Annotated in this window: 13 protein-coding genes and 1 tRNA gene; 9 read left to right on the top strand and 5 right to left on the bottom strand. The window is 66.6% G+C overall.

Annotation, left to right across the window (positions count from 1 at the left end; genetic code table 11):
* Positions 1-100: 100 nt before the first annotated feature.
* The 4 genes from AX702_RS02545 (at position 101) to AX702_RS02530 (ending at position 3778) form a co-directional block, all read left to right on the top strand.
* Positions 101-1153: a class I SAM-dependent methyltransferase gene (locus AX702_RS02545; RefSeq protein WP_066775796.1), complete on the top strand. Its 1053-nt coding sequence runs from the start codon at positions 101-103 to the stop codon at positions 1151-1153.
* Positions 1150-1665, top strand: coding sequence for a GNAT family N-acetyltransferase (locus AX702_RS02540; RefSeq protein ID WP_066775786.1), 516 nt, complete (start codon positions 1150-1152; stop codon positions 1663-1665). The genes AX702_RS02545 and AX702_RS02540 overlap by 4 nt, the downstream gene beginning before the upstream one ends.
* On the top strand, positions 1662-2420 hold the full coding sequence (gene pgeF, locus AX702_RS02535; RefSeq protein WP_066775785.1) for a peptidoglycan editing factor PgeF: 759 nt from the start codon (positions 1662-1664) through the stop codon (positions 2418-2420). Before AX702_RS02540 ends, pgeF begins: the two co-directional genes overlap by 4 nt.
* Before the next feature lie 143 nt (positions 2421-2563).
* A complete protein-coding gene (locus AX702_RS02530) occupies positions 2564-3778 on the top strand; it encodes a UbiH/UbiF/VisC/COQ6 family ubiquinone biosynthesis hydroxylase (protein ID WP_066775784.1) in 1215 nt (404 codons plus the stop codon).
* Between the two features lie 187 nt (positions 3779-3965).
* Here the strand turns inward: AX702_RS02530 and AX702_RS02525 are convergent, their stop codons facing one another.
* From AX702_RS02525 to AX702_RS02510, 4 genes are all read right to left on the bottom strand, one after another.
* Complete coding sequence (locus tag AX702_RS02525; protein WP_066775783.1) at positions 3966-4709, bottom strand: hypothetical protein; 744 nt, start codon at positions 4707-4709, stop codon at positions 3966-3968.
* A 221-nt stretch (positions 4710-4930) separates the two neighbouring features.
* A complete protein-coding gene (locus tag AX702_RS02520; RefSeq protein WP_066775782.1) occupies positions 4931-5731 on the bottom strand; it encodes a DUF72 domain-containing protein in 801 nt (266 codons plus the stop codon).
* 136 nt (positions 5732-5867) lie between these two features.
* The gene (locus AX702_RS02515; RefSeq protein ID WP_066775780.1) at positions 5868-6743 is read right to left on the bottom strand and encodes a tyrosine-protein phosphatase; all 876 of its coding nucleotides are present in this window, start codon (positions 6741-6743) and stop codon (positions 5868-5870) included.
* Positions 6744-6767: 24 nt separating this feature from the next.
* A complete protein-coding gene (locus tag AX702_RS02510; RefSeq protein ID WP_231731695.1) occupies positions 6768-9419 on the bottom strand; it encodes a TonB-dependent receptor in 2652 nt (883 codons plus the stop codon).
* A 200-nt stretch (positions 9420-9619) separates the two neighbouring features.
* Here AX702_RS02510 and AX702_RS02505 point away from each other — a divergent pair, with 200 nt between their 5' ends.
* The gene (locus AX702_RS02505) at positions 9620-10804 is read left to right on the top strand and encodes a TetR family transcriptional regulator (RefSeq protein ID WP_197420473.1); all 1185 of its coding nucleotides are present in this window, start codon (positions 9620-9622) and stop codon (positions 10802-10804) included.
* Positions 10805-10966: 162 nt separating this feature from the next.
* Here the strand turns inward: AX702_RS02505 and AX702_RS02500 are convergent.
* Positions 10967-11041 (bottom strand) — tRNA-Gly (locus AX702_RS02500).
* A gap of 139 nt (positions 11042-11180) precedes the next feature.
* On the opposite strand from AX702_RS02500, the gene AX702_RS02495 reads away from it, so the two are divergent.
* The 4 genes from AX702_RS02495 to AX702_RS02480 all read left to right on the top strand — a co-directional run bounded on the left by AX702_RS02495 (position 11181) and on the right by AX702_RS02480 (position 15517).
* Positions 11181-11891: a response regulator transcription factor gene (locus tag AX702_RS02495; protein WP_066775790.1), complete on the top strand. Its 711-nt coding sequence runs from the start codon at positions 11181-11183 to the stop codon at positions 11889-11891.
* A complete protein-coding gene (locus AX702_RS02490) occupies positions 11888-13222 on the top strand; it encodes an ATP-binding protein (RefSeq protein ID WP_066775777.1) in 1335 nt (444 codons plus the stop codon). The genes AX702_RS02495 and AX702_RS02490 overlap by 4 nt, the downstream gene beginning before the upstream one ends.
* A 67-nt stretch (positions 13223-13289) precedes the next feature.
* Entirely contained in the window at positions 13290-13988 is a 699-nt protein-coding gene (locus AX702_RS02485; protein ID WP_066775775.1) for a carbonic anhydrase, read from the top strand.
* Positions 13988-15517: a SulP family inorganic anion transporter gene (locus tag AX702_RS02480; protein ID WP_066775773.1), complete on the top strand. Its 1530-nt coding sequence runs from the start codon at positions 13988-13990 to the stop codon at positions 15515-15517. The genes AX702_RS02485 and AX702_RS02480 overlap by 1 nt, the downstream gene beginning before the upstream one ends.
* Positions 15518-15638 lie beyond the last annotated feature (121 nt).

Here is a 15638-nt window from a genome sequence, read left to right as displayed (position 1 = left end):
CCCTCCACCCCCCGCGATGGCACCCGCCGCGCTGCTCCTTCCCGTTGGGCAGCGCCGTCGCTTGCGGGATCCGTGGCACATCGGCATGTCGGGCCGAGCGATGACCGACATCCCCGATCACGATCCCGCCACCCCGCCGGAGGGCAATCTGCCCGAGCGGCTCGCCCGTGCCATCACGCTGGGCGGGCCGATCCCCGTCAGCCAGTTCATGGCCGCCGCCAACGCGCATTATTACGCCACGCGCGATCCGCTCGGCGCGGACGGCGATTTCACCACCGCGCCGGAAATCAGCCAGATGTTCGGTGAGCTGATCGGCCTATGGGCGGCGGATCTGTGGGATCGCGCCGGCCGGCCAGAGGTTCGCTGGGTGGAGCTCGGCCCGGGGCGCGGCACGCTCACCGCCGATGCGATGCGCGCGGCCGCCCGCGCCGGCTTCGCCCCGCCGGTCCATTTCGTCGAGACCAGCCCGGTGCTGCGCACGCGGCAGGCGGAGCGCGTGCCCGCCGCCACCTGGCACGACGATGTCGAGGATCTGCCGGCCGACCGACCGCTCATCGTCATCGCCAACGAATTCTTCGATGCGCTGCCGATCCGCCAGCTGGTCCGCGGGCGCACCGGCTGGCACGAGCGGATCGTCGCCTGCCAGGATCTGCTGTTCCTGCCGATCCCCGGCACCGCGGTGCCGGATAGCGTCATCCCGGACGCGCTGCGGGAGGCCGCGCCCGGCGCGATCATCGAAACATCGCCGGCCAGCGTCGGCATCATGCGCGTTCTCGCCGCCCGCATCGTGGCGCAGGGCGGCGCGCTGCTCGCCATCGACTATGGCTATGAAGGCCCGGCGCTCGGCGAAACGCTGCAGGCGGTGCGCGGCCATGCCTTTGCCAATCCGTTTGAGGAGCCGGGCGAGCGCGACCTGACGGCGCATGTCGACTTCGCCACGCTCGGCATGGTCGGCACGGCCAGCGGCGCCGCTGTCTCCGGTCCGGTGCCACAGGGCGCCTTTCTCACCCGGCTGGGGATCGATGCCCGCGCGGCCGCGCTCGGCCCGCGTGTCGCGCCGGATCGCGATCGCCTGGTTGAGGCCATGGGAACGCTGTTCAAGGTTCTGGCGATGCGCCATCGTGACTGGCCGGAGCCTGCAGGATTCGCATGATCGATTATCGCAATGCCGTGAACACGGACGGGGAAGCGCTGGATGCCATGGCGCGCCGCGTCTGGCTCGCGACCTTCGGTCATTCCGCCCCGCCGGGCGATATCGATGCCTATGTCGCTCATGCTTATGGGGCGGACGGCTTGCTGCGTCGCCACCTTGCCGATCCCGCTTATGACTTCCAGCTCGCCTTGGAACGGGGCGTGGTGGTCGGCTATTGCAAGGTCGGGCCGACCTTCTTCAACGGCGAGGTGCCGACCGAGGGCACGCTCCATCTGCACCAGCTTTATGTCGACCCGGCGGCGCATGGCAGCGGCGTCGCCGCGCACCTGCTTGATTGGGCATGCGGCCTGGCGCGCCGGCGCAACCGCCAGGCGATCCTGCTGACGGTTTGGGAGGAGAACCACCGGGCACGGGCCTTTTATGCCAAGCACGGCTTCGTCCATATCGGCGATTATGCCTTCAAGACGGGCGACCAGATCGACCGTGACCTGATCATGCGGCTGGATCTGTGACCGGCCTGGATGTCATCCGGGCCCGCGCGATCGGCGGCGTGCCGCACGGCTTCCTCGGCCGGCGCGGCGGCGTGTCGCAAGGGCTGCACGGCGGCCTGAACGTCGGCCTGGGGTCGGCGGACGATCCCGCGGCGGTGGCGGAGAACCGCCGGCGCGCGGCCGAGGCGGTGCTCCCCGGCGCGCCGCTCGTCACCTGTTTCCAGATCCATTCCGCCGATTGCGTCACCGTCGCCGCACCACCGGAGGAGCGGCCCCGCGCCGACGCGCTCGTCACCGATCGGCCGGGCATGGCGCTCGGCATCCTCACGGCCGATTGCGCCCCGGTCCTGCTGGCCGATGCGGAGGCCGGCGTAATCGGCGCGGCACATGCGGGGTGGAAGGGCGCGATCGGCGGCGTCACCGATTCCACGCTCGCCGCCATGGAGCGGCTCGGCGCCCGGCGAGACCGCATCGCCGCCGCCATCGGGCCCTGCATCGCCCGGGCAAGCTATGAGGTGGACGAGGATTTCCGTCGCCGCTTCGAAGGGGAGGATCCCGCCAACGAGCGCTTTTTCGTCGACGCGCGCGCCGGCCATGCGCAATTCGATCTGGAGGCTTATGTCACCCATCGCCTCGCGACCGCCGGCGTGCGCCGGATCGAGGCGCTCGGGCTGGATACCTATGCCGACGAGGACCGTTTCTTCAGCTATCGCCGTGCCACCCATCGCGGCGAGCCCGATTACGGCCGCCAGATCGCGATCATTGCCCTGGGTTGAGCGGCTGCTTTCGCCTTCCGCCCCCACGCGCTAGAGCGCGGGCAACACAAGCCTTTGATCCGGTGACGGCCGGCGCCTTGTCCCACGCAGGCGCCGGTGAGCCAGCGGGACAGGCGCCGTGAACGGATACAAGGGCCAGGCACATGCAGCACGCGGACGTACTCATCCTTGGCGGCGGGCTGGTCGGCGCGACGCTGGCGATCGCGCTGGACCGCCATGGCCTCTCGACGATCGTCGTCGACCCGGCCGATCCCTCCGTTACCTTGTCGGCCGGGTTTGACGGACGCGCTTCCGCCATCGCCAGCGCCAGCCACCGTATGCTCGAGGCGATCGGCGTTGCCGACCGCCTGGCCGGGCAGGGCTGCGCGATTCGGCAGATCCGGGTCAGCGACGGGCTGGAGCCGGGCGCGCTCGATTTCATTCCGGACGCGGACGATAGCGCGCTCGGCACCATGTACGAAAACCGGGCGCTCCGCCGGGCGCTCGCCGAGTCGCTCGGCGAAAGCGGGGTCGATTTCCGGCCGCTGACGCGGACCACCGAAGTGGAGCGGTCGGCCACCGGTGTTCGCGCCAGGCTGAGCGACGGCACGGAGGTCACCGCTTCGCTGCTGGTCGCCGCCGAGGGGCGCAACTCGCCGACCCGTGCCGCCGCCGGGATCACGACGGCGCACTGGCGCTATGATCATGCCGCGATCATCGGCGCGTTCCACCACGAACGCTCGCATGAGAATATCGCCTTTGAGATCTTCTATCCGTCCGGCCCTTTCGCCCTGCTCCCGCTGGTGGACGACGAGGACGGGCATCGCTGCGCGATCGTCTGGTCGGTGAAGCAGGCGGATGGCCCCGGGATGCTGAAACTGTCCGACCGCGCCTTTCTGGCGGAGGCGGAGAAGCGCATGGGCGGTTTTCTCGGCACCTTGTACAAGGCGAGCCCGCGCGCGAGCTATCCGCTCGGCTTCCACCATGCAGCCGCGATCACGGCGGAGCGGCTCGCGCTGGTCGGCGATGCCGCGCATGGTATCCACCCAATCGCGGGACAGGGGCTGAACCTCGGCTTCCGCGACGTGGCCGCGCTGGTGGAGGTGCTGGTCGAAGGGCGCCGCCTGGGGCTTGACGCGGGCGACGCGCAATTGCTCGATCGCTACCGCCGCTGGCGCAGCCTCGATACCTTGCTGGTCGCCGGCGCCACCGACACCTTGACCCGCCTGTTCGGCATCCCGGGCCGCACCGCCAGCGCCGTGCGCCGCTTCGGGATCTCGGCGGTGAACGCCATTCCCCCGCTGAAGGATCGCTTCATGGCCGAGGCACGCGGCGAAAGCGGCGCCCTGCCGCGCCTGCTTCAGGGCATGACCGTCTAGAAGCTTCCGCTCGAAATCGCTTCCACCCGCTTGCGTCGTCTCCCCGGCGAAGGCCGGGGCCCGATCCGGGGACGGGGCTGGCGCGCGCAGCGGCAGCCAAAATCTGTTTTCCACCTCCCCCCGCGTTCGCCGGGGAGTCACGCAGATCTGGCTTCATCCCCCCGGCTCGGGCTCGGCGGCCGTCTCGTCAAACCCCCGGCAGCCGCTGCGCCACGCTGATCCAGCCGGGCGCATTCATCAGCCCGACGCCAAAGGCCGCGCCCGCGCTGGTCAGCGCAGCGCCGGTGATGCTCGCCCAGTGCAATCGGCCGAGCGACATACGGTCCCACCAGAACAGCAGGCCGAACGGCAGCAGCCCGATCACCTGGCTTGCCGTGAACATGGCCGGCGATGGCGGTCCCAGCGGGATCCGCCCCATTGCCGGCCCCATGAATACCAGCGTCGCTGCCAGCATCAGCCGCTTGTGCGCCTGACCGTCACGCCGGCGGATAAAGCCCAGCGCGGCGAGCGGCGTATAGGACAGCAGCGCCCCCATCGGCAGCGCCATCCAGCCATAGGGGCTCACGCCCGGGGGCTGGGTCATCCGCTGCGGCAGATGGATCATCGTCAGGTACATGAACGGAATCATCAGCACCGCCACGATCAGCCCCGCGACGCCCAGCCGCATGTGCAGGTCCCGGCGCCCGGCCGAAACGAGCTGCGTCTGCGTCCAGAAGATCAGAAGCCACAATGTGCACAGCAGCCCATGCGCCACCACCGCCCCGTCCAGCGGCGCCAGCGGTCGCGGCGAGGGCACCATGCCGCGCAGGAACCAGCCCGGCGCAAAGCCGGCGAAGACCAGCGCGACCATCAGCCACGCCATATAGCGATAGAAGCGCCGCTCCGCCGTATCGCGCGGGCGAGCGGCAGCGGCGGCGAAAGCGGTCGCCATGCGAAACTCCGTTGCATCGTGTTGATGCCGCCCGACTAGACGGGCACGCCCCGCGCCTCATCCGCGCCGCGACGCCGCTGCGACCGTGCGACGGGGCTGCGATAAAGGTGCCGCGACATCATCTGGCCGACATCGGCCAAAACAGGCCAAAAACGGCCGAAACAGGCCGAAGACGGCCGAAGACGGCCGAAGACGGCCGAAGACGGCCGAAACAGGCCGAATCAGGCCGTCAGCCGCTCGATCAAGGCCATCGCACCCCGCGGCGCTTTCGGTTTGAACCCGTTGATGAAGAAGACGAATGTCTCGCGCGGCGTCCGCTCCGGCACCTCGCTGCTGACATAGGGAAGGTCGTCTGGCAGTGCCCCGGTCGCCCATTGCCGCGCCGCCGTTGCCCAGCGATCCAGCGCCTTCGGGGAGTAACCCGCCGCCTCTTCCTCCACCGCATTTTCCAGCCGAGCATAGACGAAGTCGCCGGTCACATCGGCAATGGCGGGATGGTCGGCCGAATCGCCGAACACGATGGCAACGCCCGCCGCCCGGCACATGGAAATGAACGCCGGCGACTGGAAGCTTTCGTGTCGCACCTGCACCGCATGACGCAGCGCAACGCCCTCGTGCGCCTTGGGCAGCAGCGCGAGAAATGCCGCGAAATCATCGGGTTCGAACTTCTTCGTGGCCATGAACTGCCACAGGATCGGGCCCAGCTTCTCGCCAAGCTCGACGATCCCCTGCCCCACGAAGCGGGCGACGGATTCACCGGCTTCGGCCAGCACCTTGCGGTTGGTGCAGAAGCGCGAGGCCTTCAGCGTGAAGACGAAGCCGTCCGGCGCGGTCTGCGCCCATCCGGCAAAGGTCGCCGGCTTGAACCCGCTGTAATAGGTGCCGTTCACCTCGATCGCGGTGACATGGCGGCTGGCATACTCCAGCTCGCGCTTGATCGGCCATTTGGCGGGATAGAAGGTCCCGCGCCAAGGCTCGAAGGTCCAACCGCCGATGCCGACGCGAATCGGTGCCTTTGTCATGACCACGGCTTAGCAGGGCGCCGCCCGGGTGGCGAAGGCGGCCACCACGCATGGGGGCGTTGGGCAGACCAGGCGCGGCTGCACCTGGCGTGAGGGAGCGTGACGGGCGTTCGGCCGCCGATCACGCTCATGGTCATCAGGCCCGCTCGAGATATCGCGCGCGCAGCGCTTTCCTCATAGCGTCGTCAACGCCCAGCTCGTTGCGGTAATAGCCCTCGAGACCACCCGGACGACTGCGCAGCGCATCGAACGCCGCATCCAAATAGCGCCGGTCGACCCCCATCATCGCCTTTAACGCGTCCGGCGACACCCGCTTCGCGAACTCGGCGGCTTGCGGATCCGCCTTCATCCGGTCGGGCTTAAAATATTGATTGGAGAGAAGATAATCCTCCATCACGGTCGCATAGGGCACGCCCAGCGCGGTGAGCAGCAGCGCCGCGGCGACGCCGGTGCGATCCTTGCCAGCCGAGCAGTTGAACGCCAGCGGCGCGTTCCCTGCGGCAAGCTGCGCGAACATGCGCTTGTACTGACCGGCGAAACGGAGCGGAATGTCGCGATAGCCTTCGGCCATCAGCGCGGCCGCCTGTTCGCCGGTGAGGCCCGGCTTCATCAGCGCCCGAAAATTGCTGTCCATTTCGTAGTCGTCCGCGAATACCGCCGGCTTGGCGCCCGCTGGCCATTGCACCGGTGCCGCAGCCCGCTCCCGCGTATCGCGGAAGTCGCAGACGCTGCGGATGCCGCGCGCACGCAGCGTCTCATAATCCTTCAACGTCAGGTTGTTCATCGCACCCGAGCGGTAGAGGAGGCCCCATTTCACCGTTCGGCCGTCAGACGCGCGATAGCCGCCAAGGTCACGGAAGTTTTGCCCGCCCTCCAGCGGAAGAACGCGTTGCTGCGCGACCGGGGCCGCTTGCGCTGCGCGCGGCTGCGCCACCTGGGCGTGGGTCAGGGAAAGGGGCAGCGCTGCGGCGATCAGCGCCAGCGGCAGACGCCGGGTAGCAAGAGTAAACATCACGGTTCCTTTCTCGGGAAGGGATCAGAAGTTGAAGCGAATGCCGAACAGGAAGCGGCGGCCGATCTGCTCCACTTCGGTGGGTCGGCTCTCATCGCCTTGATACGCCCAGTAAATGGCGTTGGTGAGGTTGTTCAGGTCGGCATAGACGCCGATGTTGTCGGTGATCGCATAGCGGATCGCGACGTCGAGATTGTCATAGCCGGCGCGATATTCGTCCCCGCTGCCCGCGCCGATGCCAAGCCCGCCAAGCGTATCCAGCCAGCGCGTGCGATGCTGATAGCTGACGCGTGCCGACAGGCCATATTTCTCGAAATAGAGTGATGCATTGGCGATCCGGTTTGACGTGCCGGGAAAGCGGATGTCCTGGCGTTCCGCAGTGTCGAACTGGCCGTCCAGCAGCGTGAGATTGCCCTGAAAGCCGAAGCCGTCGAATGGCGCGGGCAAGAAGGTGAACTGCTGCTGGTAGTTGAGCTCCACGCCGTAGAGACGCCCACTCTCGCCGTTGAACGTCGAGGTCAGGAGATAGGCTGAGCGATCCACCCCGCCGCTATCGAACGCATCGTTCCCGACCACCTGGGTGTTGGCGTACAGCACGTTGTCTACCCAGCGATGAAAGCCGGCAACCGACAGGATCCCGCTGCCGGGCAGGTAATATTCCAGGCTGGCGTCCACGCCCCAGGTATATTCCGGGCGCAGGTTCGGGTTGCCGCCGCCAATGCTGCCTGGCGAGGCGGTATCATCGATCGAGGAACCGACGCGGATCTCGCCAAAGGAGGGCCGCGCGATGCCACGCTGGCCGGCGATACGGAACACGAAGTCGCGCGATAGATCAAAGCGCGCGTTCAGGCTCGGGAAGACGTCGGTATAGCTCTGCCCGGCCGAAAGCGGCGCAGCGACATTCCCGCGCAACAGCGCCGTGCCGCGATTGTCGAGTTCAAAGTGTTCGACGCGCACGCCCGCGATCACCTGCCCCGCGTCGAACCGCAGCTTGGCCATGGCATAGCCGGCCGCGAGGCGCTCGTTCAGCGCATAACGGTTGCTGACCGGTACGTCGTTCGCCGGATTGTAGATGCCGAGCGCCTGGAGGCGGTCGAGGATCACGCCGACATCACGTCCCAGCGCCGGATTGTCGATATTGTTGAAGGAGATGCCCAGCGGAAAGTTGGTGTCCCAGCGATCGTCCGTCACATAATCATTGACGTTGAATGCCAGTCCCGAGCCTGTGGGAAATGCCGCAAGGTTCACGACGGAACTGGTCGCGAAGGTGAAGCCATCGATCGTGCGATCGGCGTAAAGGCCACCAGCCGACAGCGTCAGTTGATCGAACTCCTTCGACAGGTCGAGCTTCGCGGTATAGCTGTCCGTGAAGGAGTCCTGCCGGCCCGGGATCACGTACGTGCCCGCCAGAGTACGCTGGTCAAAGCCGTCAAGCGCCGGGCCGCGTGCGAAGCTGCCAGGCGTCGCGCCCGCTACCGTGCTGTACAGCTGCACGATCGGGAAGCGCGGATCGCTGAAGTCATAGGTCAGCGAGGGCGAGGCGCTCCCCGGCGTGCTCGCCTGAATCAGTGGCAGATCGGTCGTGTTTTCCGTGCGCGTATAGTTCAGCGTGACCGCGGCACGGAGACCATTCCCATCCTCCAGCTCGCCGCCGATCGTGTTGATGTAGTTGCGCGTGCGGTATTTGCCGTCGTTGAAGGTGCCACGCACCGGCACGCGCAGCAGGTCGCCACTCTGCGCGCCGCGGGTCCCACCAACGGCGCGATCCAGCCGGAACTCATATTGGTTGCGCTGCTCGTCGTCGTTGAAGCTGGTGTAGATCGCCTTCGCCCACAGCCGCTGGCCATCGGCGGGGGCAAATTCCACCCCGGCGAACAGGCCGTTATTCTCGCGCATCAGGCGATAGCTGCGGATGTCGAACTCGGTCGGGCCGCTGGCGTCGTACAGGCCGACCTCGCGATTGTCAGTTACCTGCTTGCGGCGGTAGTGCGACCCGCCAATCACCACGCCGACCACGTCATTGGACCAGCTGGCGCGCAGCGAGCCCTGGCGCTGCTCGCCTCCGCCCAGCTCCATGAAGCCGTATCCAAGGTCGCCCTGAACGTTGAGCCCCTTCTCCGACATGGGCGAATAGGTGCGCAGGTCGATGCTTGCGACGATCGCTTCGGCCTGAATGTCCGACGTGAGCGACTTGTTGATGGCAAGGCCGCTCAGCAGAACCGCCGGAATGGCATCGAAGCGATAGGCGCGCGTTGTGCCGCCTTCATCCACGCCCACCACAGGGACGCCATCGATGCTGACGGAGGTCCAGCGGTTCGGCGCGCCGCGCACCTGAATATAGCGTTCCTGCCCCTGATCGCGCTGAACCGCGACCGCGGGCAGGCGGGCCAGCGCAGCGGCGCTGTTCTGGTCAGGGAAACGCCCCACCGCGTCCGCCGCGGCGACATCGATCAGATTGTCTGCATTTCGCTTCTGCTCGATTGAAGAGCGCTGCGCCTGGAGGATCGACCCCATCACAACGATGTCGCCGTCGGCAGCATTATCGCCTGGTGCGTCAACGGGGGCGACCGGCACCGCCGCCGCATTGCTGGCGAGCGCCTGTCCGAAAGCCGGCGTAGCCGTCAGCAGTGCAAGCATGGACACCGCGGTTAGCTGATGGCCCTTTCCGATAGTCATTGACGCCCCTTCCCTTGTCCCTCGGGGCGCCATTAGAACGGTTGTATGACTCGCACGGGTCCAGCTGGTTACGTGGTCGTGACAGGTCGTTTTCTACCAGACTGCTATTCTTCGCCTAATCCAGAACGCACCTTGTAGAACATCTGTATCAAGGCTTGTGTGCGGGTGACCGAACGATTTCAGAAAGCTAGATGGAGCGGATGAAACAGCAATCAGCCGAGCCCGGCGACGTCGGCGTCACAACCGTTAATCGGCTGGAAGCGAGCGTCATTGCTTTGTGGGAATGCGAGGGGGCGGCGGGTGTGTCCGCGCGCGCGGCGGCGTTGCACGCGGACATTCCAACCTCATCAATTTATCATCACTTCGGCGGCATGGATCAGCTGGTCCGGCGCGCCTCGCATGCCGCGTGCATACAGGCGCGCGAGTGGGCAATGCGCCAGCTCGCGGCGCTGGATACACTCCCCGGAGATCCGTCTTTCTTCGCGCCGCTGCTCGCAACGCTGATCGATGACTGGTGCGAACAGCAGCGGCCGCTAGCCTTCGCCTGGCGCGAGGCGCAGGCACAGGCGATGCGCAACCCGACCGAACGAGGGCCGGCCGAGGAATGGGCCGCCCTCTGGAGGGATTTCTGGACGCCATTGTGCGCCCATTTCGGCTTTGGCGAGCTGACCGGCGCGGTGATGGCTCTGTTTGACGGTGAATCCAGCCTGCATCTGCTGCGTTGGCGGCGTCCACTTGATCGCGCAGTGCTCGAGGAAACCTGCCGGACCTGGACGGAATGGTCGTCCGGTCGTTCCGGCGCTGCCGCGCCCTTGCGGACCATGGCACGGACCGCCGCGGTTGCCGGCCAGCCGCCTGAGCCGGCATGGGACCAAATGACCCAGCATATCGCGACAGCGGCAGCGGCAACGGTGGCTCAGTTCGGGCTTCCCGGCCTCACTCACCGAGCCGTGGCGAAAGCGGCGGAGGTGACGCTGGGCATGGTATCCAGTCGCTTCCGGAGCAGTGCGGAACTGTTGCGCGCCGCATTCGAGAGCACGTACCGACGCACCGTGGCGCCGCTCGAAGGGGAATTGCCAGCCATGTCGCTGTCCGGCACCATGGCGCTGCCCGACGAGGTCGCGCTGAAAGCGTCATTCGAACTGATGCTCGTTGTCGCGCGCGATCCGACCTTTGCTCCCTTCGCCGCGCAGTTGCGCTATCTTCGCGGGCGAACCTCCGGTCGATACCTGAAGGCTTGGATGCATCCCGACCGCTCGCTGTCCGTGGCCGATACCGCGCTATTCTCCAGCATCATGGCCGGCCGCAGCCGCGCCAAACTGTGCGGGCAGCAGATCGACGAATCGGTGTTCGAGCGCATGCTCGCCCCGCTCAGCACGCCATAGGGACGCGGCGCCAGCAGATCACATGCGGGGCCGGCCAAAGTAGAAGAAGGATGCGGGCAAGAGGTCGGCCACTTTTGCAGCGCGCGCCACGAAGCTTGCAAGACACATCGCACCGATCCGCCGAGGCGGCAGTTTCTAATATGCTGCTATCGCTGAAGAAACTGGAGCGGGCGAAGGGATTCGAACCCTCGACCCCAACCTTGGCAAGGTTGTGCTCTACCCCTGAGCTACGCCCGCTCTGGCGTCAGTCCCGGAAGCCTCCGGGCTGGGTGAGGCGCGGCCACTAGCAGCGCGATTCAACCCCTGCAACCCCCAAAAGCACATTCTTCCAGAAAGATTGACCGAAGAGGTCCTCCCCGCCTACCTGCGCTGCGGCATGACAGCCCCTACCATCTTGCTCGTCGAGGACGATCCCGCGCTGCGTACGCTCACAGCGCGCGCGCTCCAGGAAAACGGGTTCAACGTGCGGCCGGCCTCTGCCGCGCCGGAAATGTGGCTGGCGCTGGATGCCGGGCCGGTGGATCTGGTGCTGCTCGATATCATGCTGCCGGGCACCAGCGGCATCGATCTGTGCCGGTCGCTTCGGCAAAAAAGCGACGTGCCGATCATCTTTATCTCGGCGCGATCGAGCGAGACCGACCGGGTCGTCGGCCTGGAACTGGGCGCGGACGACTACATTGCCAAGCCATTTGGCGTGCGTGAACTGGTCGCGCGGGTCCGGGCAGTGCTTCGCCGGCCAGCGCTGGACCGCCGCTCTGGCGAGGGCGATCAGGGGCTGCTGCGCTTCGAGGGCTGGACGGTCAACCTGCCGCGGCGCGAGCTCACCTCGCCCACGGGCGCCTCGGTCGATCTGACCGGCGCTGAATTCGACCTCCTCGTCGCCCTTGCCGATCACGCACAGCGCGTCATCGCCCGCGAACGCCTGATCGAGCTTTCGCGCACCCGGCTGGGCGACAGTTCCGATCGGTCGATCGACGTGCTGGTCAGCCGCCTGCGCCGCAAGCTGTCGAGCGCCGGCGAACAGGCGCCGATCGTCACCGTGCGCGGTGTCGGCTATATGCTCAACGTGCCGGTGGAGCGCAGTTGAGGCGCTGGCTTCCCAGCGTCGGCCTGCTCGGGCAGGTCGTGGCCATTCTTCTCCTCACCATGCTGATCGAGTTTGGCGTCTCGACCATGCTCTACGAGCGGGCGAGCGAGTTCTCGGTCCGCGATGACGAGGCACGGCGCCTGGCGGAACATCTGGTAATCAGCCGGCGCCTGCTGGAAGATCGGCCACCCGCTGAGCGCCCGGCGCTCGCGCATGAGCTGACCACCGATCGCTATGAGGTGCAGTGGGACGGGGCAGCCGGGGTGCCGCCCGCGGTCGAGCCGGCGCTTGATCCCATGCGTCGGCAGATCGTTGATTGGGAGCCGACGCTGCGCACGGGCGACTTGCGGCTACGGCTCATCTCGCCGGGGCGAAGTTCCAAGGTGCGCGGCGCGCTGCGCCTGCGGGACGACACTTGGCTGCACTTTCGCACGCTGGACGCGGTGGCGCGGCTGGATTTCGCCTTTGAGCGGATCCTGCTGGGGCTGGTGCCGGCAGTCGCGCTGATGGTGCTGGGCGGGCTGATGCTGCGTCGTGCGCTCCACCCCTTGCGCCGGCTGGCCGAGGCCGCGGACCGCGTTGGCCATGACGAGGTCGGCGCGGTGCCCGAAGGCGGCCCGCGCGAAGTTCGCCGTCTGGTCGGCGCCTTCAACCGGATGCAGGCACGGATCGGCGCACTGATCGAGGCGCGCACGCAATCGCTCGCGGCGGTCGGGCATGACCTGCGCACGCCGCTCGCGCGACTCCGCCTTCGAACCGAGACGATCGCGAGCGCTGACACACGCGAAGCGATCGGGCAGGACATCTCGGAAATGGAGGCGATGATCGCCTCGCTTCTGGCCTTTCTCAGCGGGGACAATGATCCCGAGAAAAGCTCAGCCCTGGACCTCGCGGTGCTGTGCGCCACACTGGTCGATGACGCCACCGATCGCGGCCATGAGGCGCGCTACGTCGGTCCCGACCATCTCGAGCTCCGCCTGCGTCGGCTGGCGATGAAGCGCGCCCTGACCAACCTGGTCGACAATGCGTTGAAATACGGGGCGTCAGCGGTGGTCGAACTCGCGCCCGGCGACGGCGTCGTCACCATCCGAGTCCTTGATACGGGCCCCGGCATCCCCGACAAGGAACTGGCACACGTTCTGGAACCGTTCGTCCGCCTTGACCCGGCGCGCGGGCGCGACACGATCGGCTTTGGACTTGGTCTTCCGATCGCGGTTCAGGCGATCAAGGCGGAAGGGGGAACCCTCACACTTGCCAATCGCCCGGAGGACGGGCTGGTCGCCACGATTGTTTTGCCGATCACCCAATTGGCGGCCGGACACAAAACGTAACGTGATCGCTGCGGGCCAGAAAGGCGCAGCAATTATGTAGGCTGTTCCAATTTCAGGAGCAGCTTCCGTGAACGAACTGATCGGCCGTGTCTTTGACTTCGAAAAGAAGGTCTATGAGGACAGCCGCGCGCTCTATTCGAAGCTCGCGAACCATGGTCAGGAGCCCAAGGCGCTGATGATCAGCTGTGCTGATTCGCGCGTGGTTCCCGAACAGATCATGCAGGCTCAGCCCGGCGACCTCTTTGTGTGCCGCAACGCCGGCAACATCGTGCCTCCCTATGCCACGCAGAACGGCGGCGTCACCTCGACCGTCGAATATGCCGTGTTGGCGCTCGGCATTCGCGACATCATCGTGTGCGGTCATTCCGATTGTGGCGCCATGAAGGGCCTCGCCGGCGATCCCGCCAAACTCGAATCCATGCCCAACGTCGTTGCCTGGCTGCGGCACGGTTCGGCGGCACGGCAGGTTGTCGATTCGAGCTACGCCGATATGGATGACGGTGCGCGCGTTCGCGCGGTCAGCCTCGAGAACGTCGTGGCGCAGCTGGCCCACTTGCGCACGCACCCGTCGGTCGCTGCTGGCATCGCGCGCGGTGAAATCGCGCTTCATGGCTGGTTCGTGGACATTCACGCAGGTCAGATGCTCGCCCTGAATGGCGAGACCGGCCGCTTCGAGTCCGTCCGCGAGGATCGCCCGCTTCCGGTCGCGCTGCCTGCTGCGAAGCGGCTGGCGGCGGACTTCATCACGCAAGAGGCAGCGGAATAATGACCCAGGCAGCGGCAGAGCGCCCCGGCGTCTCCATACCCTCGATCAAGTTCCTGGGGCGAGATCTCACCGCCTCAATCGTGGTGTTCCTGGTCGCGATGCCGCTGTGCATGGGCATCGCGGTCGCATCAGGCGTTGCGCCCGAAAAGGGACTGATCACGGGTATCATCGGCGGCATCGTGGTCGGCGCCCTCGCCGGCTCGCCGCTGCAGGTCTCCGGCCCGGCGGCCGGACTCGCGGTCATCGTGTTCGAACTGGTTCGCGATCAGGGGCTCTCCGCCCTTGGCCCGATCCTCATCCTTGCCGGCGCGATCCAGGTCGCCGCCGGCATTTTCCGTCTGGGCGGATGGTTTCGGGCGATCAGCCCGGCCGTGGTCCACGGAATGCTTGCTGGCATCGGCGTGCTGATCGTCGTCGGCCAGTTCCACGTGTTGTTCGATGCGCGGCCATTGTCGTCGGGGCCGGAAAACCTCGCCGCCATGCCGGGCCGCCTGCTTGGGCTGTCGTCGGACATCCGTGCGACCGAGCTGGCGTTCATGCTCGCGCTCGTCACCATCATCGCCATGGTCGGTTGGGAGAAGTTCCGCCCGCAATCGCTCCGGCTGCTACCGGGCGCGCTGGTTGGTGTGCTCGCGGCGACGGTGCTGACGCTGATCTTCGGTTTTGACGTGGCCAAGGTGGTCGTGCCTGAATCGATCGTTGCCGCCATCGCGCCGCCGGAAAGCGGCTTTGTGTCGCGCTTCATGGATCCCGCCGTTCTGACTGCCGCGGTGGCCATCGCTTTCATCGCCTCGGCGGAGACGCTGCTGTCTGCCGCAGCGGTGGACAAGATGCACGACGGCGTGCGCACCGATTACAACAAGGAACTGCGCGCACAGGGCGTGGGTAATCTGTTGTGCGGGTTCGCCGGCTCCTTGCCGATGACCGGCGTGATCGTTCGCAGCTCGGCCAACGTCCAGGCCGGTGCGGTTACGCGCGCCTCGGCAATCCTGCACGGTATCTGGATCCTCGGCTTCGTCGCGCTCCTTCCCTGGCTGCTGCGCGCCATTCCCATGGCGTCGCTTGGCGCCGTGTTGGTGGTAACGGGTTGGCGCCTGGTCAGCCTCAAGCATGCCAAGCATCTGTTCAAGGATTATGGGCTGCTGCCGGTTGCCATCTGGGCCGTGACGCTGATCATGGTTGTCGCAACCGATCTGCTGACGGGCGTTCTCACCGGCATTGCGCTGACTGTCCTGGAACTCATCCCCAACCTGCGCCGGTTGAGGCTTAAGGTGCGCGAGCAGCGTGACGGCGATGCTCATGCAATCGAGCTTGATGGCGCCGCGACGTTCGTGACACTCCCGAAGCTTTCCGCGACGCTGGACCGCGTTCCCGCGGGCGCGCCCGTTCGGCTCGACGTGTCGAAGCTTGACGCGGTGGATCACACTACTGCGGAACTGCTGCGTGACTGGTTCCAGCGTCGCAAGGCGGCCGGCAATCCGGTCGAACTGCGTGGTCAACGTGGCCGGATTGCCACACTCGCCGCATAAACCATGATGCTAGAAACACTTTGACGCAATTCAGCAACATTACATTCGATTTGCTGCGGTAGCGTCAGAGTGTTCGGCCAGCCCGCGACCGCTCCATAGGGGAGGAGGAGCGCGGGCGGAT

The organism is Sphingomonas sp. CCH5-D11, assembly GCF_001557395.1.
Lineage (GTDB): Bacteria > Pseudomonadota > Alphaproteobacteria > Sphingomonadales > Sphingomonadaceae > Sphingomonas.
Note: the sequence above shows the minus strand (reverse complement) of the source record. Positions and strands in the feature narration are given on the sequence as shown.

Bases quoted from the DNA above. Each gene is read 5' to 3' on its own strand.
- AX702_RS02545 (WP_066775796.1), top strand. From the start codon at position 101: ATGACCGACATCCCCGATCACGATCCCGCCACCCCGCCGGAGGGCAAT.
- AX702_RS02540 (WP_066775786.1), top strand. From the start codon at position 1,150: ATGATCGATTATCGCAATGCCGTGAACACGGACGGGGAAGCGCTGGAT.
- AX702_RS02530 (WP_066775784.1), top strand. From the start codon at position 2,564: ATGCAGCACGCGGACGTACTCATCCTTGGCGGCGGGCTGGTCGGCGCG.
- AX702_RS02525 (WP_066775783.1), bottom strand. From the start codon at position 4,709: ATGGCGACCGCTTTCGCCGCCGCTGCCGCTCGCCCGCGCGATACGGCG.
- AX702_RS02520 (WP_066775782.1), bottom strand. From the start codon at position 5,731: ATGACAAAGGCACCGATTCGCGTCGGCATCGGCGGTTGGACCTTCGAG.
- AX702_RS02515 (WP_066775780.1), bottom strand. From the start codon at position 6,743: ATGTTTACTCTTGCTACCCGGCGTCTGCCGCTGGCGCTGATCGCCGCA.
- AX702_RS02510 (WP_231731695.1), bottom strand. From the start codon at position 9,419: ATGACTATCGGAAAGGGCCATCAGCTAACCGCGGTGTCCATGCTTGCA.
- AX702_RS02505 (WP_197420473.1), top strand. From the start codon at position 9,620: ATGAAACAGCAATCAGCCGAGCCCGGCGACGTCGGCGTCACAACCGTT.
- AX702_RS02495 (WP_066775790.1), top strand. From the start codon at position 11,181: ATGACAGCCCCTACCATCTTGCTCGTCGAGGACGATCCCGCGCTGCGT.
- AX702_RS02480 (WP_066775773.1), top strand. From the start codon at position 13,988: ATGACCCAGGCAGCGGCAGAGCGCCCCGGCGTCTCCATACCCTCGATC.